Source organism: Mesorhizobium hawassense (assembly GCF_003289945.1).
Taxonomy (GTDB): Bacteria; Pseudomonadota; Alphaproteobacteria; order Rhizobiales; family Rhizobiaceae; genus Mesorhizobium; species Mesorhizobium hawassense.
Genome location: NZ_QMBP01000021.1, coordinates 87,136 through 113,833, shown reverse-complemented (window position 1 = coordinate 113,833; position 26,698 = coordinate 87,136). Strand labels below are relative to the sequence as shown.

General features: G+C 58.0%; 21 protein-coding genes and 4 pseudogenes. 3 read left to right on the top strand and 22 right to left on the bottom strand.

The genetic code is table 11. The annotated features are described in order from the left end of the window. From DPM33_RS30630 to DPM33_RS30575, 11 genes and pseudogenes are all read right to left on the bottom strand, one after another. A pseudogene (locus tag DPM33_RS30630) lies at positions 1–539 on the bottom strand (IS66 family transposase); the annotation flags it as partial. Between the two features lie 607 nt (positions 540–1,146). After that, positions 1,147–1,878: an ABC transporter ATP-binding protein gene (locus tag DPM33_RS30620; RefSeq protein ID WP_112101091.1), complete on the bottom strand. Its 732-nt coding sequence runs from the start codon at positions 1,876–1,878 to the stop codon at positions 1,147–1,149. Beyond that, positions 1,875–2,642, bottom strand: a complete 768-nt coding sequence (locus DPM33_RS30615; RefSeq protein WP_112101090.1) for an ABC transporter ATP-binding protein — start codon at positions 2,640–2,642, stop codon at positions 1,875–1,877. Before DPM33_RS30615 ends, DPM33_RS30620 begins: the two co-directional genes overlap by 4 nt. Next, positions 2,639–3,508, bottom strand: coding sequence for a branched-chain amino acid ABC transporter permease (locus tag DPM33_RS30610; protein WP_112101089.1), 870 nt, complete (start codon positions 3,506–3,508; stop codon positions 2,639–2,641). The genes DPM33_RS30615 and DPM33_RS30610 overlap by 4 nt, the downstream gene beginning before the upstream one ends. A 3-nt stretch (positions 3,509–3,511) precedes the next feature. Then, on the bottom strand, positions 3,512–4,366 hold the full coding sequence (locus DPM33_RS30605) for a branched-chain amino acid ABC transporter permease (RefSeq protein ID WP_112101088.1): 855 nt from the start codon (positions 4,364–4,366) through the stop codon (positions 3,512–3,514). 58 nt (positions 4,367–4,424) lie between these two features. Continuing rightward, on the bottom strand, positions 4,425–5,669 hold the full coding sequence (locus tag DPM33_RS30600) for an ABC transporter substrate-binding protein (protein ID WP_112101087.1): 1,245 nt from the start codon (positions 5,667–5,669) through the stop codon (positions 4,425–4,427). 122 nt (positions 5,670–5,791) lie between these two features. Next, the gene (locus tag DPM33_RS30595; protein ID WP_112101086.1) at positions 5,792–6,946 is read right to left on the bottom strand and encodes a M24 family metallopeptidase; all 1,155 of its coding nucleotides are present in this window, start codon (positions 6,944–6,946) and stop codon (positions 5,792–5,794) included. A 47-nt stretch (positions 6,947–6,993) separates the two neighbouring features. Continuing rightward, positions 6,994–7,806, bottom strand: a complete 813-nt coding sequence (locus tag DPM33_RS30590; protein ID WP_146770348.1) for a 2-keto-4-pentenoate hydratase — start codon at positions 7,804–7,806, stop codon at positions 6,994–6,996. Positions 7,807–7,897: 91 nt separating this feature from the next. Next, positions 7,898–9,376, bottom strand: coding sequence for an NAD-dependent succinate-semialdehyde dehydrogenase (locus DPM33_RS30585; RefSeq protein ID WP_112101084.1), 1,479 nt, complete (start codon positions 9,374–9,376; stop codon positions 7,898–7,900). Then, the gene (locus DPM33_RS30580) at positions 9,373–10,629 is read right to left on the bottom strand and encodes an iron-containing alcohol dehydrogenase (protein ID WP_112101083.1); all 1,257 of its coding nucleotides are present in this window, start codon (positions 10,627–10,629) and stop codon (positions 9,373–9,375) included. Before DPM33_RS30580 ends, DPM33_RS30585 begins: the two co-directional genes overlap by 4 nt. A gap of 18 nt (positions 10,630–10,647) precedes the next feature. Then, complete coding sequence (locus DPM33_RS30575) at positions 10,648–11,655, bottom strand: Ldh family oxidoreductase (RefSeq protein WP_245442518.1); 1,008 nt, start codon at positions 11,653–11,655, stop codon at positions 10,648–10,650. An 84-nt stretch (positions 11,656–11,739) separates the two neighbouring features. On the opposite strand from DPM33_RS30575, the gene DPM33_RS30570 reads away from it, so the two are divergent. Next, a complete protein-coding gene (locus DPM33_RS30570) occupies positions 11,740–12,444 on the top strand; it encodes a GntR family transcriptional regulator (protein ID WP_208648473.1) in 705 nt (234 codons plus the stop codon). A gap of 225 nt (positions 12,445–12,669) precedes the next feature. Here DPM33_RS30570 and DPM33_RS30565 read toward each other — a convergent pair whose 3' ends face one another. From DPM33_RS30565 to DPM33_RS30555, 3 genes are all read right to left on the bottom strand, one after another. After that, positions 12,670–13,830, bottom strand: coding sequence for a M24 family metallopeptidase (locus tag DPM33_RS30565; RefSeq protein ID WP_112101082.1), 1,161 nt, complete (start codon positions 13,828–13,830; stop codon positions 12,670–12,672). Position 13,831: 1 nt separating this feature from the next. Then, on the bottom strand, positions 13,832–14,338 hold the full coding sequence (locus tag DPM33_RS30560; protein ID WP_112101081.1) for an Lrp/AsnC family transcriptional regulator: 507 nt from the start codon (positions 14,336–14,338) through the stop codon (positions 13,832–13,834). Positions 14,339–14,860: 522 nt separating this feature from the next. Continuing rightward, complete coding sequence (locus tag DPM33_RS30555) at positions 14,861–15,484, bottom strand: helix-turn-helix domain-containing protein (protein ID WP_112101080.1); 624 nt, start codon at positions 15,482–15,484, stop codon at positions 14,861–14,863. Between the two features lie 44 nt (positions 15,485–15,528). Between DPM33_RS30555 and DPM33_RS30550 the strand changes: the two genes are divergently transcribed. Both DPM33_RS30550 and DPM33_RS30545 read left to right on the top strand, forming a co-directional pair. Further along, entirely contained in the window at positions 15,529–16,239 is a 711-nt protein-coding gene (locus DPM33_RS30550) for a B3/B4 domain-containing protein (RefSeq protein WP_112101105.1), read from the top strand. 266 nt (positions 16,240–16,505) lie between these two features. Next, positions 16,506–17,135, top strand: a pseudogene (locus tag DPM33_RS30545) (adenosine kinase); the annotation flags it as partial. Between the two features lie 54 nt (positions 17,136–17,189). Here DPM33_RS30545 and DPM33_RS30540 read toward each other — a convergent pair. The 8 genes and pseudogenes from DPM33_RS30540 to DPM33_RS30500 form a co-directional block, all read right to left on the bottom strand. Further along, a pseudogene (locus DPM33_RS30540) lies at positions 17,190–17,528 on the bottom strand (hypothetical protein); the annotation flags it as partial. Position 17,529: 1 nt separating this feature from the next. Continuing rightward, positions 17,530–17,997 (bottom strand): annotated as a pseudogene (locus tag DPM33_RS37665) (transposase); the annotation flags it as partial. After that, on the bottom strand, positions 17,964–18,512 hold the full coding sequence (locus DPM33_RS37660) for an IS5 family transposase (protein ID WP_342634386.1): 549 nt from the start codon (positions 18,510–18,512) through the stop codon (positions 17,964–17,966). The pseudogene DPM33_RS37665 and the gene DPM33_RS37660, both read right to left, overlap by 34 nt. 714 nt (positions 18,513–19,226) lie before the next feature. Beyond that, positions 19,227–21,050, bottom strand: a complete 1,824-nt coding sequence (gene glmS / locus DPM33_RS30525; RefSeq protein ID WP_112101078.1) for a glutamine--fructose-6-phosphate transaminase (isomerizing) — start codon at positions 21,048–21,050, stop codon at positions 19,227–19,229. A gap of 616 nt (positions 21,051–21,666) precedes the next feature. Further along, positions 21,667–22,392 carry a LuxR family transcriptional regulator gene (locus DPM33_RS30515; RefSeq protein WP_112101077.1) on the bottom strand — a complete coding sequence of 242 codons (726 nt, stop codon included), beginning with the start codon at positions 22,390–22,392 and terminating at the stop codon, positions 21,667–21,669. Between the two features lie 633 nt (positions 22,393–23,025). Next, entirely contained in the window at positions 23,026–24,432 is a 1,407-nt protein-coding gene (locus tag DPM33_RS30510; RefSeq protein ID WP_112101076.1) for an aminotransferase, read from the bottom strand. A gap of 157 nt (positions 24,433–24,589) precedes the next feature. Next, positions 24,590–25,087, bottom strand: a complete 498-nt coding sequence (locus DPM33_RS30505) for an Lrp/AsnC family transcriptional regulator (protein WP_112101075.1) — start codon at positions 25,085–25,087, stop codon at positions 24,590–24,592. A 66-nt stretch (positions 25,088–25,153) separates the two neighbouring features. Next, positions 25,154–26,698, bottom strand: coding sequence for a fumarate hydratase (locus tag DPM33_RS30500; protein WP_112101074.1), 1,545 nt, complete (start codon positions 26,696–26,698; stop codon positions 25,154–25,156).

Genomic DNA, 26,698 nt, shown 5'->3' with positions numbered 1-26,698 from the left:
AGGGCATCGATGCGCTTCACGGCTTCAACCGCGAGCGGATAGACCAGGTTGGGCTTCTCGCCGCGCGCCTTCTTGCGCGCCGCCGCTTCGATATCGGCCAGCTCGAACACTTTGCGCCGGCTGTGGGCCCAGCAGCTGGCTTCCAGAACAGGCGCCGGCTGACGATCCGTCGCATAGAGATCGCCATGACCGCCAAAGGCATCGGCCTGCAGAATGCCACTCCAGCCGGCGAGATGCGCCGCGGGATGTTCTCCTCGGCGATCGCGGGAATAGTAGAACACTGCCGCCGGCGGATCGGTGCCGCCGAACGGTCGGTCATCGCGCACATAGGTCCATAATCGGCCGATATCGGTCTTGCCCTTGGCCAGGACCGGCACCGTCGTATCGTCGCCATGCAGACGTGAAGCGGCCAAGACATGGGCTTCGAGCCGCTTGAACAGCGGCATCAGCGCCGCGGCGCCGGCGCCGACCTGGTCGGCGAGCGTCGACAGGCTGAGCGGCACGCCTTGGCGGAAACCGCGCGGATCAGCCTTCCGCAGACGGTTCCGGGCGCATGCGAGCAACTCGAAAAAACCTTTTTAGGTGTGGCGTCGACCTCGCAGCCGCCCAACGGACGATGTGAGTCATCATACCCTGTACTGGAACGAGAGGTGATGTTCTGGCTGGCCGACCGGTATCCTCATCTACTGCATACAGCATCCACAACGGTTCCAATGTTACTCCTCCAAAGTGTTCAAGCCTTCGCTGGTCGCCTCATTCGCTCAATCTTCAGCAAGAGCCGCGACTCTCACGAGACCGCCCTTCTTGACAGTGTGAAGGATCACCAAAGAGTTCGCACCCTTGATACCTTCGACCGCCGCTAGCTCGACCAAGAGAAAGTAATCCAGTTGGCCTAGCGTTTCACAGTGGGCCCCTATGACCGGGTCGTCTGCTTCTGCACTGTTGCACCTTGTGGCCATGTGGATAGCGTACCGCATCCACAGATGTCGGGGCCACCGCCCTGGGTCTAAAGCTCGCCGCAAAGCGGCACCGCACAGCGGTGCCAAAGCCGTTGTTCCAGTTCGCGCGGCTCGAAGCCGGTTCACTGGCTATCCCAGGCCCGCTCCAGAGCCCGCCCCATCATTGTCTAGCCAGATATTCTAGTGCTTATTCAACCTCTCCATAAGCCCCAAGATAGATCTTTCCGACCACAGGGTTGTTGAGAATGCTCCGAGCGGTTCCGTCTATTTGGTTGCGCCCTTCGGCAAGTATGTAGCAGCGATCAGAAATTTCGAGCGCCTTATGTGCATTCTGTTCAACCAACAGGACAGCAACGCCCTGGCGATTACTGATCTCCCGGATATGATGAAAGACCTCGCTCGTTGCCTTTGGAGAGAGTCCGGCGCTTGGCTCGTCCAAAAGCAAGACGGTCGGGGAGGCCATGAGTGCTCGCCCGAGTGCTACAACCTGCTGCTGCCCCCCACTTAATTTTCCAGCGGTTGCTGTCCAATATTCGGCTAAAGTAGGCAAAATCTCTCGCACCGAATTTTGCCGGTCTTTGATGGAACCCGGCACCGCGAATAAACCCATCCGAAGGTTTTCTTCTACACTCATCGTGCCAAACACATTGCGGACCTGCGGGACGTAGCCCAGACCAGCACGCAGCCGGTCACGTGTGGTGGCGTTCGTAATATCGAGCCCATTGAGCTCGATTCTCCCACCTTGCGGCCGGAGCAGGCCCGCAAGCGTCTTCAGCAGAGTAGACTTGCCACACCCGTTAGGACCGATGACGGTAACAATCTCACCCGCGGCCAACTCAAGGCTTACTCCGTGCAGGATTTGCATCTCGCCATATCCCGCCACAAGTGCGTCTGCAGTTAGGATCGCTGTACCGCTCATGCGCTCACACCTCCCAAGTAGGCTTCCAGCACCTGTTTGTTTGACTGAATTGCGGACGGCGAACCCGCGGCAATCACCTGGCCGCGGTCCATGACGATTACACGCTCACACAATTCCATGATCACGGTCATATTATGCTCAATGATCAGCAACGTTACACCGGACTCGTTGACGCGCCGCAGAACGGACATGAGGTGTCGAATTAGGGTCGGATTCACCCCTGCTGTTGGTTCATCGAGCAACAGCAACTTGGGCTTTGCCATCAAGCAGCGCGCGAGCTCGAGGAGCTTCTTCTGCCCCCCAGAGAGAAGGGCAGCCTGATGAGTTGCTTTTTCGCTGAGCCCGACCATCTCTAGAACGCCACGAGCGATCTGCAGATTTTTGCCCTCCTCCTCACGCACCCTCTTCCCCTGCGATAGTACAGAGACGATTCTATCCCCGAACTGATTCTCAGGTACGAGCAATAGGTTTTCCAGTACTGTCATTTGTTTCAGCTCACGGGGGATCTGAAACGTCCGGCGAAGGCCAAGACGCGCAACGCTATGGGCACTTAAGGTGTCGATGCGTTCACCCGCAAACCTGATCTCGCCGCTGTCTGGCCGTACAAATCCGCTGACCAAATTGAAGAGCGTGGACTTCCCGGCTCCGTTCGGCCCGACCAACCCAGTGATGCTGTGAGCACGCACGGAAAATTCGCACTTGTTTACCGCTTGCAGCCCACCAAAGCGTCGACTGAGGCACTTGATTTCGAGAATCTCTTTCATACGGCCCTCCGCGGTCCATACCGAACGGCTACGATGGCAATCAATGCGATACCAAGAAGCATCAGGCGCAAGGCTGCAAGCTCGACTCCGTCCACGAAGGTGACGTAGTCTTTCAGAATTCTCGTGCCTTCGAGGAGCAGAGCCACAAGCGCAGTGCTGGCCAAAGTAGCGACGCTGGATCCTTGCCTGCCGATAAGCACCGCCGCAAGGACATAAATGCTTACGTTGGGGCCAAACATGTCGGGCGAGATGTAGCTGAGGTAACTGGCAAAGAAGGCGCCCCCTAATCCAGCTAATGCGGCACCGAGCATGAAGGCGCGGGTTTTGTAGGCCAGGGTGACCTTTCCGACCGAGCTGACAACGGTCTCGTCTTCGCGGATCGCCCTCAGTGTACGCCCGATCGGAAACCCTTCGATACGCCGCGTGAACGCGAAGGCGATCGCCAACGTCACCACGACGATTATCAGGAACGACACCTCCGAGCCGAAACCGGCGATCGTCATGGGCCGTTGAATCCCGGCTATTCCATCTGGCCCACCGGCGAGCCACTTTTCGTTGAGCAGGATCAGCCTCACAAACTCGCTAAAGCCCAGCGTGACAATCGCCAAATAGTCCTCCCGGAGTCGAGGCGTGAACATCGCAACGGCCGCGCCAAAGCCACCACCAGTCAGTGTGGCCACCAGCACCCCGACGGGGAACGGCATTCCGATTTTCGAAAGCAGCGCGAAAGTATAGGCGCCAACAGCAAAGAAAGCGACTTGACCAAGGTTGATTAGTCCGGTGAGACCCCACTGGATGTTCAAGCCAAGAGCAACCAAACCGTATATACAGGCGAATATTAAGATTGAAACAGCATAATCAATCATGACTTAGCTCCCGGACTTGATCAGTCCGCTTGGGCGCACAAGCAGAACCAGGGTCAATACGAGAAAGGCCAACGCGGTCTTGTAGCTGGAGGGCAGGATCAGGAGACTGAACTCGGAAGCCAATCCCACCAGTAGCGCCGCCAGAGCCGCGCCAACCACACTACCGAGGCCTCCCAGGATTGCGACCGCAAAAAGTGGAATGAGTACTCGCCAGCCCAGAAGTGGATTGAGCGAGGTCTCTGTCGCTAACACGGTACCACCAACAGCTGAAAGAAAACCAGCTACAAACAGGACAGCGGCATACACGCGCTCCGGCTGAACGCCTGTAACAACTGCCAGTTCCGGATTGGTTGAAGTTGCCCTGATTGCACGCCCAAATTCTGTAAACCGCAAGCTCAGGAATATCGCCCCCAGAATTGCGATCCCAGTGGCGATGATAATGAGCTGAATGGGGCTGATGATGAACCCAGCAAGAATTACGGGGCGCATCGGAGTGATTGGAAATTGCAGGTTGCCGTTGCCCCAGACAAATCGGACGAAATTCTGAACCACCAGCATGACACCAAGGGACAGCAGAACGGGTGGTAGCATGCCTGCTCTGCGCACGAACCGGAACACTGTTTGATCCAACGCGAGAGCGACCAGGCCGGTCAAGAGCGCAGAAAAAATGCCTGCTACCCATAGGGGGACGCCAAATCCGCACAAGAGCAGAGTGAGGTAGGCACCGAGCGTCATTAGCTCCGGAATGGCAAAATTGGGATAGCGGAGCACACCGTAAATCAGAGAAATCGCTGCTGCAGGCAGACTCCAAATCGCAGCCGAGACGAGGGCCGAGACAAGATAGATTTTCAGTTCCATAGGAAACGATACCTTCGGCTAAGGGCGCCGCACCATGCGGCGCCCTGGTCGATACAGTTCAGAACTGCACTTCACTTATTTTGCCGACAGGAGCTGTCTTGCCGTCCTTGACCTGTGAGACGCGAAAGTTCGCTTTGGCTATGTTGCCGTTCGCGTCGAAATCGAGCGGGCCTGAAGCGCCATCATAGTTGATGCGCTCCCCCCTACGGAGCGCAGCAACGCCATCTGCAAAGGAGGTCACTCTGGTACCTTCCGGCCCGGAAACTTCCCTCACTGCCTTGGCAAGTGCATCGCCATCAGTCGATTTCGCAGCCTCTATTGCTAGCGCGAGGAGCACGAGCTCATCGTAGGCTTGCGCGCCGAATGAATAATAGTGGTCCTTGCCTAAGTGCCCTGCGAGGCGCTGATAGGCTGGCGACTCCTCCGAAACACCTTCTTCCAGAAGAAGCAGTCCATCAGCCGCCGGTCCCGCATTTTTGATGAGATCTGCGCTCACTGCAAAGCCAGGCACAAAGAAGCGAGTCGATAGGCCGGCCTGATAAGCCGCCTTGAGGATGGCTGTTATATCCGGCTCGTACCCGGAAATGTGGACGAAGTCAGGCTGGTCGGATAAAACGCGGGCCACCTCGGTCGAAAAAGTAGTCTGATCTTCGTTGTAGGTCACAAAGCTTGTGACCTCACCACCTCGCTCGTTGAAACGTTGCTTAAAGGCGTCCACCGTGGTCTGGGTGAAGGGAACGTTCAGCCCGAGGACAGCGGCGCGCTTCCAACCTTGCTGTGCGGCATATTCAGCATAGGCCTTCCCGAACAACAGGTCGTCGGGCTCGAGTCGGTAGACGTGGCCTTTTTTCTGAATTTCCGTGATGCGGCTGGCACCTGAATTCGAGAATAGGACTAAGCCCTTTTCTTGTACGATGGGCGCGACTGCCAAGGTGACGCTGCTGGCCCAAGTCCCGAAGATGGCTTTTACCTTATCGACGTCGACCAATTTACGCGCAGCACGCACGGCAGCTTCCGGGTTCGTCTCATCGTTCTCCTCGACGAGCTTGATCTTGCGCCCCAGAGGACCGCCGGCAGCGTTAATCTCCTCGAGCGCAACTTTGGCAGAGGCCAACATTTCTTGGCCAAATGGGCCTCCCGCCCCGGACAAGGGCATCAATGCTCCTACGACAATGTCGCCATCCTCAGCTGCAGCCACCCTCGGAGACAGGAAAGCAGCGGCGGAAACAGCGCTGAAACAGGCTGCCAGGACAAGGCGACGTGAGAATCCCTTTCCGGATGTTGGACGCTTACCATTCTTCATTTTAGTTCCCTTCTGTTGAGTTCTCGTTAGATCGAAGAAAGACACACGTTCTACGTTTTTCTAGATATCACTCCATTTCTAATGCAAAGACCTCTTTTACTGAAAAAACAGCATCCTCACGCTCATATATCGCGCGGAAAGTCGGTTGTATTTCTTGCGCCGTCATTCGTGATGACCATTACATCGGAATGGCGAAACCCACCGACCCCTGGAATGTAAACCGCAGGCTCCACCGAGTGGACCATGTTCGAAACGAGCTTCCTGGGGTTGTAAATTCGAAGCTCGCCTTTTTCTTCGCGTCCGCCTGCGCCAATCATGATCCCCAACGCGTGGCCGGTTCCATGACGGACGTACTGGTCCAGTTCGCACCTTCTGAAAATGTCGCGTTCCATTTGAGCCATATCGGACATTGCGCGCCCGGGCTTGAGCGCGAGCTTGATGGCATCGAATGCTTCGTTCACCGCGTCCAAGGGTTTCCTTTGAGCTGCGCTCGGTTCACCAAACACGAAAGTGCGCTCGAGCTCGGTGCAATAGCCCCACATTACGGGGAAGACATTGAGCGCGACCAGGTCACCCCGCTTCAGGCGCCGGCTCGTGGGATGCAAGTGCGGCGTCATCGTATGGTCGCCAAATTGGGCGTACGCGTATGTGCTAGTCAGGCCGTTTGTAGACAAGGCACCCATGGCCCTGTTGACCTCCGCGACGGCGTGAGCAGCTACGGCGAGTTCCGTGACGTTTTCGTGCAGGGCCTCCAAGAATGCATTGGCTCCAACCTTGGCCAATTGTCCGCCAAGGTCTAGGATGCGGAGCTCCTCGTCTGATTTGACGAGGCGCAACTCTTCAATTGCGGGGCCAATCTCTATCAAATCGGCGTTCGGGAATCGCCCTTGCAGCGCCCGGTGGATGCCCACCGGAAGCAATGCTTCCTCGATGCCCAGTCTGACCTTGCCTGTGCTATGCCGCGCAATAAAATTAGCGCACAGCTCGAGGCTGGCTTGGACCACATTTTCATCGTCACCGTAAGCGAGCACCTCATCAAAGGCGCTATGGAACTCCATGTTCTCCTTTTCGATGGCCGCACCACAAACTGCGCTCTGACCAGATGCGGGCAAAATGGCCCACATCGGCCGCCCCCACTCCGAGAGCAGCGGTATACCGCTCAAGTAGAAGACACTGTCAGCGGTGTGCAGAAAGGCAAAGTCGATCTTCTCCGTAACGAGTTTGTCACGAAGGCCAGCAATGCGACGCGCCATTTCGGCATTTGAAAAAACAGGCATTCCATTCCTCCTTTCGCATGAGATTATTAGCGACCCGCCTTAAGGGGCTAGACGAGGTCGAGGCTTATTTCTTCGAATGGGATGCCTGAGGCCGACGCACGCCAGCGCTGGCCAGACTGAGCAGGCAGAGCTACGGTCAGAGTTCCAGTAGTAACGATGTCGCCCGTCTTCAGCGGTTCGCCTCCGAACCGCTCCAGCTCCCGTACCAGGTAGGCAAAGGCTTTGATCGGGCTACCTAGGACCTGCGAGCCACCCCCGATGGCCGAAGCGCCATCATTGCTGGCTAACGTCGCTGAAAAGCTCTGTAACTGCCTGCCCCACCGCTCGCGATCATCCTCAATGGCGTGCCGTGGGCCAACAAGAAGCGCGACATGAACTCCCGTGGCCGCTCCGTCTGCAACTTTAAAACGCCAGTCTGGGAAGATCGACGTGCAGACCTCAAAATCCAGAGCTGCCCATTGCACGCATCCAAGGAGTTCGAGTTCATCCATTCTGGAGTCTGGAGCTGCGCACAAACCGAGAGCAACTTCTGCCTCCATTCTTACGTTGGGCCAGTTTGCTACGTCGAGGCTGGCTTTCTCGCTGAGATCAGAAGTTGTTGTGTCGTAAAGGTAGTTCCAAATCGGCCCCGTAATGCCGTAGCCGGCCCAGGCCGCAGAGTTCGTGAACCCGATTTTGCGACCGACAACCCTCTCTCCATTTGCCTCACGTCGCCGACGCATTTCCTCTACAACCCAATATGCGTCTTCGAGATCAATGTCGGGATAATGAGAGCTGAAGGGCGAAATTTCGGCATTAACTCCTCGGGTGCGTTGGACTTCGTCAGCAATATAGGAACGGATTGAAGTTGAGAGGGACATTTTTTCGGTATCTCCAGAAATAACCTTCTTTTAAAAGAAGGCTCTTTTGCAATTCTCGATGTCGCGACTAGCTTTCGAAAAATGCTATTCTTCACCAATTCACAGCAATGTATTTTACTTCCGAGAACTCTAAGATGCCGTGATGTGAGCCCTCTCGACCGAGGCCACTTTGTTTGACGCCGCCAAATGGTGCGGCGGGATCAGAGACCAACCCTCGGTTCAGACCGACCATGCCAGATTCCAACTTCTCTGAAACCCGCAAACCACGCGCGAGATCACGCGTGTAGACATATGAGATCAAGCCGTATTCGGTGTCGTTGGATGCCGCCAAAACTTCGTCCTCGGTCTCAAATGTAGTCAGAGCCGCAATCGGGCCGAAGATCTCCTCCTTGGCTATTGTCGAGTCTGGCGACACGTCTCGCAGGACCGTCGGCGGGAAATAGAAGCCATCCCGGTCAATCGCCTTGCCACCGGTCAGCACCACCGCGCCACGGTCGGTCGCATCGGTCACCAATTTGTCGATCCGCTCCAGAGCCTTTTTATTGATTACCGGCCCGCATTCCGTAGCCCGGTCGTATCCTGGGCCAACATTCATAGCTGCCATTCTCGACGCGAGGCGCTGCGAAAAGGCGTCAACAATTCCCTTATGCACGTAGAAACGGTTCGCGGCGGTACACGCCTCGCCCCCATTGCGCATCTTTGCGATCATGGCTCCATCGATCGCTGCATCGAGATCGGCGTCTTCGAATACTATGAACGGAGCATTGCCGCCGAGTTCCATCGAGCAGGAGATCACAGTATCGGCGGCTTCATGCAGTAGTTTACGTCCGACCTCCGTTGAACCTGTGAAGGACAATTTTCGCACGCGAGGGTCATGCAACATCTTGCTGACCACGGACCCCGAGCTCGCGGTGGTAATGACATTAACCACCCCGTCAGGCACACCGGCCTCAGCATAGAGGGCCGCGAGAGCATACGCTGTCAGTGGCGTTTCCGCTGCTGGTTTCAGAACGCACGTGCACCCCGCAGCAAGTGCTGGAGCGATCTTGCGTGTCGCCATGGCAGCGGGGAAGTTCCATGGCGTGACAAGTACCGCAACTCCGATTGGCTGATGCTGAACGATGATCTTGTTTGCACCAGACGGTGCCGTCGACATTTCGCCGTTGAGTCGGACAGCCTCCTCCGAAAACCACCTAAAGAACTCCGCTGCGTAGTTCACCTCGCCGTGGGAATCGCTGAGCGACTTGCCATTTTCCAAGCTGATGAGCTGAGCCAGCATGTCTTTTCGCTCAATCATCAGTTCGAAGCAGCGTCGTAGAACTTCCGACCGCCGACGCGGCGCCAGCGCCGCCCAAGTTGGGCCGGCTGCATAGGCAGCTGCGACGGCGTCTGACGCATCCTCAACCCCTGCATCGGCAACGGTTGCGATCGCCGCCCCAGTGGAGGGGTCTATAACGTCAATCCGCTTGTTTGATCGTGCACGCCGCCACTTGCCGTCGATAAAGAGATCGCTCGGAACAGATTGGAGATCAAAATCAAGGTGCGAGAAGATTTCTTGCATTATCGTCATGGTGAATTTGCCTTTCTTGCATCTTCGTCGCTTCTTAGCCGGCCACGATCTCCCGCGAATGCGGCGTCGACAAGAACACCCATGCTCGCCAGGTCGAGGGGACGTGGATTGTTCTTGATCAGTCGTGCACTGCCCATGGCCTGCTCGGCTATTTGGGGCAGTTGCGCTTTGACGACACCGAGGTCGGCAATAGTGCTTGGGATCCCGATCGAACGAAAGAGACTTGCGACAGCGTCAATCGTGGCAATAGCCGCATCCGCGGCGGACTTTCCAGCAAGGTCCAGTTCCATCGCGAGACCAATCTCAGCAAGCTCCGGCTCGCAATACTTTCGATTGAATTCCATCACATATGGCATCATCACTGCGACGCCAGCCCCATGAGCCGTGTGCGTAATTGCACCCACAGGATACTGGACCGCATGGGCTGCCGCAGTGCCTGCTGTTCCAAATGCGAGACCGGCGGCCATGGCCCCCAGCATCAGGCGTTCTCGCGCCTCAAGATCATTGCCGTTGTCATAGGCGCGCTTCAGACTTGATGAGATGTGAGAGATAGCCATTATGGCATACGCGTCACTCATCGCATTTTTGCCAACAAACACGTGCTCGTGAACGATATTCGTGGTCGGGACCCGGCGCATCGTAGTGTAAGCCTCGATCGCATGCGTGAGCGCATCCGCGCCCGATACGGCAGTCAGTCCGGGCGGGCAGGAATAGGTCAACTCAGGATCGCAAACTGCGGTGTGGCAAATGAGGTGGGGGCTGGCAATGCCTACCTTGACCGCTCGATCAGGATCCGTGATGACCGCCACCGGTGTGACCTCGGAGCCCGTTCCCGATGTGGTTGGCATTAGGATCAGGGGGGTTACAGGCCCAGGCACTTTGAACTCACCGTAATAATCGGAGGCTCTTCCGTCATGAGCAAGTAACAGCGCGCACACTTTTGCAGCATCGAGGCAGCTACCTCCGCCAATGCCAATGACGAGGTCCGCGCCGAAAGCTTTTCCTGCATCGACGCCCTCCGCTATACATTCCAATGGCAACTCGGCGACGGTGCCGTCAAATACGCGAGTGTGGACGCCAGCTGAATTGATGCCGTCCACGACTTTGCGGAAATCGGCATCGTCGCCTAAACGAGCGTCAGTCACTATGAGCGCCCGGCGGCCAAGCTGATCTGCGTACCCGGGAACGGTATTGCGCTGACCTGCGCCGAAGATCAGATTGCGCGGCGCGCGCTGGGCTCCAAACAAAGTCAAAACTCACCCTCCCCTTGATCAAGCAGCGTTTTTAAGGCCGGCCAGAATCTGCATCTCCGTCCACAGCTCTTCGGCCATGGGCACACCTTCCGCTATGCGCCTTTCGCGGCAGGCACGGCCGCGCTCTCCGGGAATAAGCACTTCGGAGAAGCCATCGGCGGGATCCATGCTGCGAATTTCCTGGAGATAAGCTTGCAGGTCGCGGTGAGGACCATCAATGACGATGAACACATCGCCTTTGTTGCAAACACTCGTGTCGTCGAGTGTGCCGCTGACTTCACGGCCGATCGCCGCACCCGCCAGGCTACTAACCAGGAGCTCGAAAGCGATGCCGAGCGCATAACCCTTGGCTTGGCCAAACGGCGCTATGGATCCCTTCCTCGCCTCTTTCGCGTCTGTCGTGGGGTTGCCCTGGGCATCGAGGGCCCAGTGTGGCGGTATGGGTTCATTACGATTTGCGTGATCGTGTATCTCGCCCATAGACACAACGCTTGTGGCGGCGTCCATCATAAAGGGCAGACCACCTGTGGGGATTCCAACGGCGATCGGGTTTGTGCCGAGCATCGCTTTGCGCGCACCCCACGGATGCACAAGCGCCTCGCTTGTCGACAGTGCAATGATCGTGAAGCCGCTGGTCGCGACGCGCTCGGCGTACCAGCCTAGCATCCCAAGGTGATTTGAGTTCCGGATCCCGGCAACCGCGATCCCCGTCTTTTTGGCTCGCTCCATCAACACCTTAAGTGCCGAGTTCGCGACAACCGGTCCCAGCCCGCGCTCACCGTCGACTTCCAGGAAAGCTTCTGCCCGCCAGGTGTGCGAGCCGCTCGTCTTTGCATCGGCGACTCCATTGCGCACTCGACGGATTATGCGACTTAGACGCAGCAATCCGTGCGAGGGGACCCCACGCAGCTCCGCCTCCATCAGAAGATCCAGCTGCTCGATCACGTGCTCCATAGGCACACTTGCCTTCTGGAGAGCCAGCGTCGCCACGTTCCGAACATCACCCACTGGGATAGTCATCATCATACATCAAATCCTATCGGATATCTGATTGCATATTAGAGACTATGCTGATAAAGAGTATGGCGTCAAGGGAAGAGATTCGGAAAAATGGTACGCGACAAAGGCGATCGAAACGGAAGCCCAACAGGCCTGTTGCGGCGTCCGGCAGGTCTCGGCGACGAGGTGTACAGCGCAATTTATGCCCAACTGATGTCGCTCAAAATCCCTCCCGGAGGCCGCATCACGGTTGAAAATCTTGTTCGCGAACTGGGTGTATCGCAAACGCCGATTCGCGAGGCGCTTTCCCGCCTGGAAGCGCAGGGACTTGTGGTGAAGACACACCTAATCGGCTACAGCGCGGCCCCACAAATGGATCGCTCCGGCTTGGAGCAGCTTTACGACCTGCGAATGCTCGTCGAACCGTTCGGTGCCGCGAGAGCTGCCGAGCAAATGACCGATGAGTCGATCGCCGCGCTCGAAACCATCGATCAGGACATGCGCCGAAGCCGTCCTGAGGACGCGCGCTCGGCCTACAGTCATTTCGCGCAGAGCGACGGTGCGTTCCATGACATGATTGCGGTTGGCAGCGGTAACAACCTAATCCAGGACACATTGGCGCGGCTTCACACTCACGTGCATTTGTTCCGCTTGTATTTTCACTCGCGCGCCACGACGGACGCGAACAATGAGCACGCTCGCATCATCAAGGCGATCAAGCGAAGAGATGCCAAGGGGGCCGAGGCAGCGATGCGCGATCACATTGAGCGATCGCGAAGGCGTTTCATGGTATTCTTCACGGGTGAGCAAAGCTGAAGCCCACGAACGAAACGAATGGCGTGCCTTCGCAAGCCTTGGCGTATGCGCAGGCGGCCCCAGTTGTCGAAACCAATCGCGGCGACTCCAGATGTTCCCATCAAAATCCTCTGCTGGCACTAGCAACGGCGTGAGGCTTTGCTGTTCCATCCCTTCTGCTCTCCAAACTCTGCACCGCCGTGAAGCTTCGGAGGAAAAAGCACCGCCGAGCGCAAGTCTCGGCTCTTAGAAGCCGATGTCTCGAGGGAAATCAGTGATGCAGCGCGAACCCGTCTCCGTGACGATCAGCACGTCGGAATGACGAAAGCCGCCAACCCCAGGAATGTAGACACCGGGTTCAACCGAGTTCGCCATATTGGGAAGTAACCGTGTCTTGTTGTAGAGGCGCAGTTCTCCATTTTCTTCGCGACTAGCCGCGCCGATCATAATGCCGTGCGCGTGGCCCGTGCCGTGGCGAATGAATTTTGCCAAGTCATATTTCTCAAGTATGCGACGGGTAAGCGCGTCGATCTCGGACATAGCTAAGCCCGGCTTTAACGCCTCCTTCCCCGCGTCGAATGCCTCATTTACAGCGTTTAGAGGCCGTATGATCTCGGCAGTCGGCTCGCCGTAGACAAAGGTGCGTTCAAGTTCCGCACAGTAACCCCAAATTACGGGAAAGATGTTTAGAGAGACAAGGTCTCCTCGCTTAAGTCGACGGCTTGTCGGATGAAGGTGTGGCACCATGGTGTGATCGCCAAACTGGGCGTAGGCGTAGGTGCTGGTTAGGCCGTTATCGGATAGCGCGCCTAGCGCCTTGTTCACGGCGGCGACTGCGTGCGCGGCCACAGAGAGCTCAGTGACGTTATCGTGCATCGCTTCAAGAAAAGCATCAGCGCCGATTTTTGCGAGATCGGCCCCCAATTCGAGCAGCCGGATTTCTTCGTTCGACTTAACCAGCCTCAGTTCTGCAATCCAGGGGCCGACTTCCACTAGTTCGGCGTCAGGAAAGCGAGCTTGGAAAGCGCGGAACAAACCAACGGGCAAGAGAGCTTCCTCGATGCCTAGCCTGATCTTGGCCGATCCGCGGCGCGCAATGAAGTCAGCGCAAAGCTTGAGGCTCGCACTTACAACATTTTCGTCGTCACCATAGGCTATTATCTCATCGAAGGAGCTGTGCTTCTCCATGTTCTCCTTCTCGATAGCGGCACCGCATACTGCACTTGCCCCCGATGAAGGGAGGATTGCCCACATAGGCCGACCCCATTCCGACAGCAGCGGAACGCCGCTCATGTAAAAAACATTGTCGGCAGTGTGCAGAAAAGCCACATCGACGCGCTCCGCCGCGAGCTTTTGGCGGAAGGCGTCGATACGACGGCTCATCTCCTGCTTCGAGAAAGCTGGCATTTCAAGACTCCCCTTGGGTTTGAGATTCGTGGACGCGCCCGTCTTCGAGCCCGGCGACTCCAATCAGACCATCGTTCTTGATGCTCTGCAGAATCATCAGAGAGTTGGAGTCCTTGATCCCCTCAACCGCGGCGAGTTCGACCAGGATGAAGTCGTATAGATCACGAAGGGTCTTGAAGCACGCTTTGACGATGAGGTCGTAAGGCCCCGTCGTGACGGCTACGCTATCCACGAACGAGTACTGCCGCAGCACGGTCGCGACCTTGATGATGGCATTGCGTTCGACATCAATTCCGATGAAGGCGGACGCTTCGTATCCAAGCTCCACCGGATCGGCAGCGGCTCGAATACGAAGTCGCCCATCCTGCACGAGTTGGCTCAGCTTCTTACGAATCGTGGGCTCGCTGGAGTTTAGCCGCCTCGCAATCTCAGCCGTGGCCATCCGCCCGTCGTCCTGCAGAAGTCGGATAATGAGCTTTTCAGTTTGATCGAGGGGTTTCCGCGTCATATTCTAATTCGGAAAATCCTTACGCATAAAAATTGCATAACACGAAACCATTATGGCTTCAACTTTCCTTTTCAAAGCGAATGGCTTCCCATCTCTGGCGATGCTGCGCCCCCGCTACGGCCCATCCGGTGCGGGGCAAGCGGGCGGGTTGGCGTCGCGGTCGTCTCGCCCCGCAGAAATATTGCAGCAGCTGAAGGCGGGAAGCTTGGCTGGCTGACCGCTCTTCGCCGAGCTAAACCGCTTCACCTTGGGTGCAGGCAAATGTGGACGTGACGAATTCATCGATCGAGCCTGTTGCCTTCGGATAGGCTAGAAGCCAACAGGTGAAGAGGGAGCCGCTCCGACCGGAAATGCGCCGCGTCTCAAGCCAATCCTCGCTGCTTAGTTGCTAGGCTACCCACTCTCAGAGCTGGGATTAGGGCAAGCGCATGCAACGGCCGCAGCTATCGTCTTACGACTTCGTAAAGCGATCTCCTCGGCCGCAAATCATTAGCCACGGGCCGCCGGCGATCTCAGCGGACGTTAGAGTTCAAATCTCATTCGAGTTCGCTGCAGTTCCGCAACCGCCATGATGAAGCGAAGCTCCTCGACCCCGCAATTGAGATAGGCGTGCCTGTCCTCCGTTCGCGCCAACACGGAGGAGCCCGGTTGAACGACAAGATCCGTGTCCGCCAGCTTAAGTGTGAGTTCCCCCGCTTCCACGTTAATGAGCTCCAGCGTGCCGGGAGAGTGTCCAGACGATTCAAACATTTCGCCAGGAAACATTGTCCATCTCCAAAGTTCGATCATGTCAGGCCCGTGCGTTCCCACAAGCAGAGTGGCGCTTCCTCCCTTCGGACCTCGCCACAAGGTGGAGGCATCATGCGCCTGTACGATCCGCGCCGGCACGCTCGGCGCCACATTCACGAAGTCAGCGACGGACACTCCGAGGGCAGCCGCGGTTTTGCAGAGAATGGCGATGCTCGGATTGGCGGTTCCCTTCTCGATCTCAACCAGCATGCCTTTGCTTACGCCTGATCGGCGTGAGAGCTCATCGAGCGTCAGGGAACTTTGCCGCCTGAAATTCCGGAGGTTTTGAGACACCGTTGCGCTGACGCGTTCAACATCGGCGCCCGGTTCGGTCGATATATTGACTTTACGGTCCATGGTCGATATTGTAGACTAAAATGGTCACTGAGAGCCAGAGGGACATGATCGATTTTCCGGTGGTTGACAAAGCGGTCGCGGCGATTGCCCCTGGATTCCGCGCAATCAGCATTCTGGTCGATGCCAACGGCGCAGCAAAAGGCAAGCTTGACCCCGAGATCCTGCAGAGCGCCTGCGACTTCGTAGTCTCCGGTGGGCCCCAATGGGCAAAGGCGCATATGGCGAGTTGGGCCGAGGCCTACAGCAGGTTCGGTGCGAAACCAAGCCGGACGCCATGTTCTGCTCAAGCCTTGAGGAAACGGGTCGAGAAAGACGGCCGTATCCCGTCGATCAATCCAGTCGTCGACCTTTACAATGCCGTGAGCCTACGCTTTGCCATTCCGGTCGGGGGCGAGAACTTCGATGCCTATGTTGGCAAGCCGAGATTGTCGGTCGCGGATGGGACCGAAGCGTTCGACACGGTCATGAACGGAGAGGCGATCGTCGAACATCCCGCCCAGGGAGAAGTGATCTGGCGCGATGACCTCGGCGTGACGTGCCGCCGGTGGAACTGGCGACAGGGCACGCGCACCCGGCTGGACCGCGTCGGCGGCCGGATGTGGTTCATTTTGGAAAGCCTGGAAACGATGCCGCAGGAGGAGCTCGACGAGGCAGGACACATGCTGGCTGGCGGCCTGAGGCAATTGGCGCCGGGATGTGACATCTACAGACACTGGGTTGCCGCCGGCCAACCAACCACCAGAAATACCAGCTGAGAAGCGCTGTAACGATGCACGCGTGATTGCTCGCGCGCGTCACTCCATTGAACACTCGAAATATTGCCTTCGCAAACGCGGCAAGGAGGAGCCGTGCCCTGCGAACAGGTCGCCCCTCAGCTCACGACAATTCTTCAATCTCGTGGCGCCGCCAGGGTGTCAGCAAGACTGCCGCCATTCATCCGCCGCTCACCCAGCGTTTGCAGCGCCTGGGTTTCGGCGACACAGCTCAGGAACGACTTCTTGCGGGATTGCACGCTATCCGAGACAGCAAGCGTTCGATGAACACCTATCTCGGCGCCTGCGTCGAGCTTGGCCCGGAGGATGTCGAGGCCGACAAGGCGGCCGGCGCCAAGGTGACCTATTTCGAGGGCTATCTTTGGGATCCGCCGCGCGCCAAGGAGGCTATCCGCCAGACTGCAAAGCTGGCCCATGCGGCGGGCCGCGAAGTGTCGATGACACTGTCGGATTCCTTTTGCGTCGACCGCTACCGCGACGAGTTCCTCGAGCTGATGCGCTCAGGCACCGTCGACATCGTCTTTGCCAACAGCCACGAGATAAAGTCGCTTTACCAGACCGCTTCCTTCGAGGAGGCGCTCGCCGCTATCCGCAAGGATTGCAGAATAGCCGCTATCACCCGTTCTGAAAAAGGCTCGGTCATCGTGCGCGGCGACGAGACCGTCACCATCCAGGCGACAAGGATCAAGGAGCTGGTCGATACGACCGGCGCCGGGGATCTTTATGCCGCCGGCTTCCTTTACGGCTACACGACCGGACGCAGCCTCAAGGACTGCGGCGACGTCGGCTCGCTGGCGGCCGGCTTGGTGATCCAGCAGATCGGCCCGCGCCCTCGCCAGAATCTGCGCCGCGAGGCGGAGCAAGCCGGACTGCTGTAGGGGCGCGCCAAGGACTAGCTTCCTTCCGCCTGGCAGGCTGTTGAAGAAGTCGGCGCGCTCGCAGACGAAGCCTGACTCGTCGGCATTGTGGATGTAGAAGTGGCCGACGAGGCGACCCGCGGTGCCGATCATCGCCCATCCGCGACCACAAGCGGGATCGCTTTCGTCGTGACCCTCCCATGAGAATTCCGCGCAGGCCGAGCCGTCTCGCGCGCCGTAGCGGACGTCAAGGAAGCCTTTGAGGGCACCGAAGCCGATCTCGCCGTCCGTCGCGCCTTTGAATGTCAGATGCGCCTCCTCGACGAGATCGAGGAAATCGTTGTCCCAGACATCCATTTCGACGATACGCCAGCGACCGGCAAAGGCCTTGGCGATGGCTGGAACCTTTGCCATGTCAGTTGGTCCCAGCGATGAGCTTCGGCAGCCGCACCAGATTGTAGGCGGCGGCAGCGAAGGAGAAGCCCCATCCGACGCGGTCCCGGCCGCGGAACTTGGTTTGGCGCTGACCGGCGACCGTCTTGATCCAGCCGAACGCCTCTTCAATGCGCTTGCGAATACGCTGACTGACAGCATAGCCGCTATGCCGGGTGGTGCGCCCGTCGATGGCCGAACTACGGCCGCTTGTATTCTGCGCTACATGCGGCGTCACCCCCATCGAGCGCAGCTCATTGACGAAGTCTTCCGCATCGTAGGCCTTGTCGGCGCCGAGCGTGATCGCCTGTGGCCACTCCGCTCGAGGTTCGATCATGTGCAGTGCGGCCACCCGCTCAGCATGTCCGTCGGCCAGTGTCAGGCAGGCGTCGACCAGCAGGCCGTGGCGGTTCTCCATCAGGCATGTCCCATAAAGCATAGCTTGGCCTCCTTGCCCTGTCCCTTGCGGTAGAGCTTGGCGTCGGGATCGGTGGTCGAGGCATGTGTGTCGTTCGAGCGCTTGTGGCCATGGAAGTCCGCTTCGGCGTTTCGCCCACCCCCTTCAACCGGCGGCTCGCCCGAGCCGTCCTTCGATTTGACGCTCTTCATCGACGCCCACGCCTCGATCAGCGTGCCGTCGACCGAGAAGTGATCCGTCGACAGAAGCTTCTTCACCTTGGGTTGCGCCAGCACCGCCGCCAGGAACTTTGCAGCGATGTCGCCCTCCAGCAACCGGTCGCGGTTCTTGGAGAACACCGAATGATCCCAGGCCGCATCGTCAACGCCAATCCCGACGAACCAGCGGAACAGAAGGTCGTATTCCAGCCGCTCCATCAACAGCCGCTCCGAGCGGATCGAATAGAACGCCTGCAACAGCATCGCCCGCAGCAGCTTCTCCGGCGGGATCGACGGCCGTCCGATCGGCGAATACAGCGCCGCGAAGTCCCGCTCCAGCGCCGACAGCACCTCGCTCACGATCAACCGGACCGCCCGCAACGGATGATTGCGCCGCACCGCGCCTCAAGGTCAACATAGCTGAACAGTTCGCCAGTTCGATCGTCGCCGCCGCGCACTCGTCACCTCCGAATCCCTTCGGAACCAGTGAATCACCGCTGCGGTCCGGTGGCGAGTGCCTTTTTCAACAGCCTGCCAGTGAAAGCTGTTTAGGAAAGCGCGACGCCCACGTTCGGGTATTCCAGCAAGAGACTAGTTCTGCTGGCGCGCCACCGGGCCCTTGCGCCCCAATTGGTCCGACCAAAGGCCCGACTCATAGTCCTTGCGCAGCCGGGCCGAACCGCGATTTGGCCCGGCTTAGGTCAAGGAAGAGAAGGATCGTGTCGACGCCCTGAACGCGACCCGCGCGGCCGTAGAAGAAGGCATTGTCGTGGGGAGCGTGGCTCTGCTGGGCGCTGCGCTGGCCATTGCCGTCACCGGGGCCAATGCCTGCCTCGCGGTTATCGCCATCGTTCGTGTTTTGGGCGCCAGGCTCCGGCGTTCCACACTACACGTCAGCAGGTCATGCAGGCTCGGTTCGACTAGACGCGTCGACCGGCGACCCGGCCTGCGCTGGGCTCTTTCATTTCGCACCGGAGCTCAATGGCGCCCGTCGTGAAGCCTGAAATGTGCCTTTTGGACCTGATCTGCATCTCGCTTGAAGACAGAGCTATGAGCGCGTCACAATCATTCGACGGTGACTGATTTTGCGAGGTTGCGCGGCTGGTCGACATCTGTGCCCATGAAGACCGCTGTGTGATAGGCAAGAAGCTGTAGGGGCAGCGAGAAGATCATCGGCGCGATAATCTCGTCGACAGCTGGCAGCACGATCGTGTGCATAGTGTCGAGCTTCGATCCGGTTGCTCCTTTTTCATCGGTGATGAGGATAATCCGCCCTCCACGGGCGGCCACTTCTTCCATATTGGAGACGGTCTTGTTGAAAAAGCGATCAAATGGCGCGATGACGATCACCGGCATGTTCTTGTCTATCAATGCGATCGGACCGTGCTTCAATTCGCCCGCCGCATAGCCCTCGGCGTGGATGTAGGAAATCTCCTTGAGCTTCAGCGCACCCTCCATCGCCAGCGGGAAACTGGTACCACGGCCGAGATACAGGACGTCGTGATAGTTGGATAAATCGCGCGCCAGGAGCTCGATCTTAGGTTGGATGCTGTTCAGGACCTGGCCCATAATGCGCGGCATTTCGGCAAGGCTTCGGACCAGCGCCAGCACCTCATTTTCGGTCACCGTTCCGCGGGTCCGGGCGGCGCTGATGGCAAGTGCGGCAAGAACGGCAAGCTGGCAGGTGAAGGCCTTGGTGGAGGCGACGCCGATCTCCGGGCCGGCAAGGATGGGGAAGACCGAGTCGGCCTCCCGAGCGATACTCGATTCGGCGGCATTGACGATCGCGCCAGTTTTCAGTCCAACCTTCTTGCAGTATCTGAGCGAAGCCAGCGTATCGGCCGTTTCGCCAGATTGCGAAATGAAAAGAGCAGCAGACTGGGGCGACAATGGGATCTCGCGGTAGCGAAATTCCGACGCAACGTCGATTTCGACTGGCAGGCGAGCATAGCGCTCGAACCAGTATTTTCCGATCAGTCCGGCGAGGTAGGCGGTGCCGCAGGCAGAGATCGCCAGGCTCGGAATGCTGGCAAAATCGAAGGTCGGAACTGGATCGGCGCGATTCTCTATCAAGCTGACATAATGGGCGAGCACACGGCCGATGGCCTCGGGCTGCTCGTAGATTTCCTTCCCCATGAAGTGGCGATGTTTGCCCTTGTTGGCCAGATAAGCCGCGGCCATGGAGGTCTGACGGGGACGCTCTACGGGGTAGCCGTCGAAATCGAAGATATCGGCACGCCCCTTGCCGATTACGGCCCAGTCACCGTCGATGAGATAGGTGACTTCATTCGTGAAGGGGGCAAGCGCGATCGCGTCGGATGCCAGAAACATCTCGCCGTCGCCGTGGCCGATTGCCAGCGGTGGTCCATTGCGCGCTGCGATGATGCTCGACGGATCATCCTCAAAAAGGATGGCGAGCGCGTAGGCGCCCTTGATGCGTTTCAGCATGGCATGCATCGCTTCGCCCCGCCCCATGCCCTCCTGGCGGTGTCTTGCCACGAGATGCGCGACTACCTCCGTGTCGGTGTCGGTCTGGAACTCGGCTCCCGCCGCCGTCAATTCCTCCTTCAGCTCGGCAAAATTCTCGATGATGCCGTTATGGACGACGGCCACACCGTCGGTAAAGTGCGGATGCGCATTGCCTTCCGTCGGCGCTCCGTGGGTTGCCCAGCGCGTGTGGCCGATGCCGATGGAGCCGTTTAGCGGCTCTGCCTTCAGTCTCGTCTCGAGATTGACGAGCTTGCCCTCGGCGCGCCTGCGCTGCAACGTGCCCCCGGTGATCGTCGCAACGCCGGCGGAATCATAGCCTCGATATTCCAGACGCTTCAACGCGCCGACCAACCGCTCCGACACGGGCTGTTGCCCAACGATACCAACAATCCCGCACATGCCGTCTCCGACTTCTTTCCCGCAGCCTCCGTCGACGCACCAATCACCACGACGGATACCCAACGCACTGCAATTCAGGATCCTCTAATAGGGTCTTGTAGGTCGGTAAAATTGAGTGTTTGAATAGTGATCATCCAGCCGACAAATGGACCAAAGATGCACAACGGCATGTCAAAACAACCTTCGCCTGCGCCAAGAGGCTCAGCTCTGATTGTGAACTGTCCCCCAATTCGACCGGACAATCGGCATAAGCAGAAAGGCTCAAGCGCGGGCTTAAAGAATACGCTTTTATCCAACGAGTATCGACGCATCGAAGTGATCACAGGCGATGTCCGCCGCCGGCGATCCGCCCCATCCCGGCGCCTCTCGACGCCGGAAACCTCCGCGCCCTCCACGAGAAGCTGGAGGTCCCGGTGAGCATTTCGCAGCTTTACGTGCTGGCGACTGTCGGCCATCATCACGCTTGCCGCCCGTGCAGCGAGATCAGACAAGGCGTTTCGGGCGATAATGCCTTTTCCCCAGCCGGGCGCAACACGCTCAATCGTGATGGTCTCCTCACAGGTATGATCCTGCCATTGGAGGCGAACCCTCACTAGACAAAGAGGAATTCTGTTCCTCAGAGGATTGATGATCGTGAGGAGGCCAGGAGCGTCACCGCCTGAGTTTTGGTGCGCACGCCGAGCTTCTTCTTGGCATTGTCCAGATGGAAAGCGGCCGTACGCTCCTTGATCCCCAAGATGCAGCCGATCTCCCAGGCGGACTTGCCCCTCGCCGTCCATTGCAGGCATTCGTACTCACGGGGCGTCAGCGAAACACCATCCACCGCCAGACCACCTGACAGCTTGCGGCGAACTGAGATGTGAAAGCACATCGCCATAATCTCGAGCGCCTGTTCATATTTCTCGGCGGTGCGCAGGAAGGTCGAATCGAGCCTGTCTGCCGCGAAGGTCATTGCAGCGGCACCGCCGCGACGATCGATAAGTGGAATCGTCAGTCCGCAGCAGATGCCGAATTCGGCAGCCTCATCGAAAAGCTTTTGCTGTCGCGCTGAAATGCCGGCATGGCCGAATCTCGGTCCCCACTGAAAGGGACATTCGCTGCATCTTGCCCACTCTATGACCGGGTCAATTTTTTGATATTGGCGGCGCAAGTAGTGCGACGTCCAGCCGGAATGATAGTTCGATATCAGCCTGGGTTTTGTGACGCGATCAGACACCAGAGACAGATAGGCGAATGCGGGAATGTCGAAGGCGCCGGCGGCGCTGGCCAGTGCGTTATGGAAGTCGACTTCATCAACACTCAAAGACAACTGATCCAGCAGAGTTTCGAAGACGATCTGCATTTTCACCTGCGGTCGTTTCAATTAAACCGTGAACTTACATTAGCAGCTACGGCGATAAGACTTTCCCCCGCGATTCGCGCTGAAGAAAATTCATCGAATTGACTACTCTCCGGACCTTCGATCATATGAAGGAGGCGCCTGCGACCTCGACGCCGGCTGCCGTAAGCTGCGGTTCCGAAGCTGCGATTGTGGGCTGTTGCCATGGTGAATGGAAATATGGAAGCTCGATATGCCATGCGGATATTGAGATGACCTCCTTCTCGAACTGTCGATTGCGGACGCGCGACAATCAGCAGATATAGGGTCAAACAAAGGCGCCCTGCCGGCGGGGAGGTACACACCGGCAGGGCGCGCCGCACAGACGCCCCGGTCGTTGGGCAACAGGACAGCGGCGGCAGAATTGATTTGGTTACCGCTTGCGATCGAAGTCTGACGGCTTCAAGTTTAGCAGTTTCGGTCGGCTCGGCGTGAGTGCGCAGTCAACCCGTCTTCACCGATGGGACATCAGTGGGCGACCAGTTCTACGTCAGGCTGACGTCAAATATCTGGTCCGTGGGAAAGTTCATCCAGGGACCACCAAATTGGTTACCCGGGACGGCGTCGAACCCGGGGCTCGCTTCGTCGGCGTTCTTTTCATATCGCATTCTCAGCCTTCAGCGCGCGATAGGTCGTCTCGACCGAGTTCGCGGTTGCGTCGACGATTAAGTCGATCTCCTTCCGGGTTATGATCAAAGGCGGGGCAAAGCCGAGGATATCGCCATGCGGCATGGCGCGGCCAATGACACCGTTCTCGAACAGAGCAGCGGCGGCGCGAACGCCTACCTGAAGATTGGATTCAAACGGTATCCTGTGCTTTGGATCTCGCATAAGCTCTACGGCGGAGAGGACACCGACACCACGAACCTCACCGACGATAGGATGCCCCGCCAGTTCGGCATTCATGCGTGCATGCCAATAGGGTCCGACATCGCGAACATGCTCCAGAATATTTCTTTCCTTTAGGAGTCGAATATTGGCGAGCGCGGCCGCCGCGCAAAGCGTGTGACCCGAATATGTCCAGCCATGGCCCAGCGCGCCATGCTTTTCTGTTCCTTGTTCCAAGACCGACCAGACGCGGCCGCCAATGATTGATCCGGAGATGGGCAGGTAGGCCGAACTCAACCCTTTGGCGATAGTCACGAAGTCCGGCCGCATGCCATAGAGGTGAGAACCGAATTTCTCACCGGTTCGCGCGAAGCCGCAAACCACTTCATCGGCGATCAGAAGGATATCGTACTTATCCAGCACCTCTTGAATAGCTGTCCAATATCCTGTTGGGGGCGGAACGATGCCGCCTGTCCCAAGCACCGGCTCTCCTATAAAAGCCGCAACGGTCTCCGGGCCTTCAGCGAGGATAAGGCCTTCAAGTTCATCCGCGCAGCGTTTCGAGAACGCCTCCTCACTTTCGCCGTCAAGCGCCTGGCGATAATAGTGCGGCGTCGTGGTATGGCGCACCAGATCCAACGGCAGGTCGAAGAAATTGTGGAAGAAGGCAAGGCCCGTCAGGCTCCCGGTGACCAGCCCAGACCCGTGATAACCGCGATGGCGCGAAATGATCTTCTTCTTTTCAGGGCGGCCTAGAATGTTGTTGTAGTACCAGACCAGCTTGATGTTGGTTTCGTTGGCGTCGGAACCCGAGAGGCCGAAAAAGACCCTTTGCATGTTCTGACCAAAATATTCGACGACGGCCTCTGCCAAGAGGGCGACTGGCTCTGTTCCTTGACTTGCATAGACATGGGCGAACGGCAATTCGTGCGCCTGCCTGGCAATGGCCTCGGCAATTTCCGTGCAGCCATATCCCATGTTGACGCAGTAGAGCCCACCGAAACCGTCAAGGCTCTTTCGGCCTTCGGTATCCCAGATGTAGACGCCTTCCGCGCCGGCCATGATCCGATTTGGGGTCTCGCCTCGGCTGTGCTTGGCCAGATGGGTAGACGGATGAAAGACGAAGCTTCGATCCTTCTCTCTGAGTTGCTCGGTTCCCAGATTGCTCAAGCGCATGGTCCCTCTCCTCGCCAAAGTTGGCGGGGCACTCGGCCAGCCGCCTCTCTAGAAATAGCATACCGCAAACGTCGCTTGGGTTTCGCGGGAATGCACGTCTTTAGCCGACGATTTCGCGGAATTGAGGTAAAACGCCGTGGAACCAAGGCTTCGGCGTTCACCGCTGCCATAGTGCGGACAAGGGGATCGGCGCATTGGATTTCACCGGTTTGGTCACGACAAGACTGTAATATTGATCGATCCCCAAGCCTGCCTGCAGCAGTCCCTCCATGAAACCCTGATACGCAGCCATGGAAAGAGATGCGACGCGCATTAGATAATCGACCCGCCCGCCGATAGCCCAGCAGTCCAGGATTTCCGGATATTCTTGGATCGCAGTCTCGAAGTGTCTTTGGTCCTCGAGGCGATGACGATCCAATACGACCTCCACCATGACAAAGACCATGCCGCCGATGAGCGCCGGACTCAGTCGCGCGTGAAAACCCTCAATAATCCCTGCGACCTCGAGTGCACGGAGCCGCTCCGAGCAGGCCGACGCCGACAGATGAACGCGTTTTGCAAGCTCGCTTTTTGAAATCCGGCCGTCCGACTGAATCTCTGAAAGAATGCGGAAGTCCCAAGCGTCTAGGCGCGCAGGATTGGGTTTCGACTTCATGACCTTCTGCTCTTAGCCGTTGTCGACAATGAATTGACGCCAAACAACCGAGCTTGGTCGGAAGGCTCAAACGCCAATGTTGCGTGCGATGCTGTCCGCCGCCATGCGCTTGCGCCACTCAAGAGGCCCGGAATTGTGAATGGAGTTTCCCTCAACATCGACAGCCATGATGACAGGCATATCCTGCACCTCGAATTCATAGACTGCTTCCATGCCCAGGTCTTCAAAGGCAACGAGCCGCGCTGACTTGATTGATTTTGAGATCAGGTAGGCAGCCCCCCCTACCGCGATGAGATACGGCGTTTTGTGTCTTACGATGGACTCGACGGCAGCCCGTCCTCTTTCCGCTTTGCCCACCATCGCGAAAAGCCCGGTTTCCGTGAGCACCTTGTCCGCAAAATCGTCCAAACGGCTGGAGGTTGTTGGGCCAGCCGGTCCGACGACCTCATCTCTCACCGCGCGAACGGGTCCAACGTAGTAGATAACGCGTCCCTGCAGATCGAACGGAAGCGGCTTGCCGGCGTCGATCAACTCGACCATTCGCTTGTGGGCGGCGTCACGGCCTGTCAGCATCTTTCCGGACAGAAGGAGCGCTTCACCACAGCGCCACGATGCCGTCTCTTTCTTCGTCAGAGCATCGAGATCAACACGGCGAACGCCGCCTGGACTCAATTCGTCGGTTCCAATGTCGGGCCATTCGCGCAAGTCGGGCGGCTCCAGCCTGACTGGTCCAGAGCCATCCAAGGTAAACTTCACGTGCCGGTTGGCGGCGCATTGCGGAATGAGCGCCACCGGCTTGGACGCCGCATGGGTAGGATAGGTCGCAACCTTGACATCGACGACTGTCGTCAGGCCACCAAGGCCCTGAGCGCCGATGCCCAGCGCGTTAATCCGTTCATAAAGTTCAATCCGCAGTGCCTCCTCCGCGCTCGACGCCCCCCTGGCGATCAGTTCCGCTATATCGACGGGCTCGTTCATGGCTTCCTTGGCAAGCAGCATCGCCTTTTCAGCGCTACCACCGATGCCAACGGAGATCAGGCCGGGCGGACACCACCCACTGCCAAGCGTCGAAACTGTGTCAACTACCCAATCGGCAACAGACCCGCTGGGGTTCAAGGTGGTAAAGCGGGCCTTATTCTCCGATCCGCCGCCTTTTGCGGCGATGGTGATCTCAATCTGGTTCCCTTGCACAAGGTCGACGTGGATGACCGCTGGAGTGTTGTCACGGGTGTTGACCCGTCCGGCGAGCGGATCAGCAACGATCGATGCCCGAAGGGGATTGTCACGGTCGAGATAGGCCTGACGGACGCCCTCATTCACGAGGTCTGCGAAACTGACCGTGGATTTGATGCGGGCGTCCATGCCGACCTTCGCGAAGACCACCACAAGGCCGGTGTCCTGGCAGATCGGCCGCCGCCCGAAGGCTGCCATGCGGGAGTTCACCAGAATCTGCCCGATGGCATTCTTCGCCGCAGGGCTCTGTTCGCGCGCGTACGCCTGCGAAAGAGACCGGATGTAATCTGGAGGATGGTAGTACGAGATGTACTGAAGAGCGTCGGCAACGCTCCTTGTGATATCCTTGCCGTCGATGGTCCGTGTTCTTCTATCCAC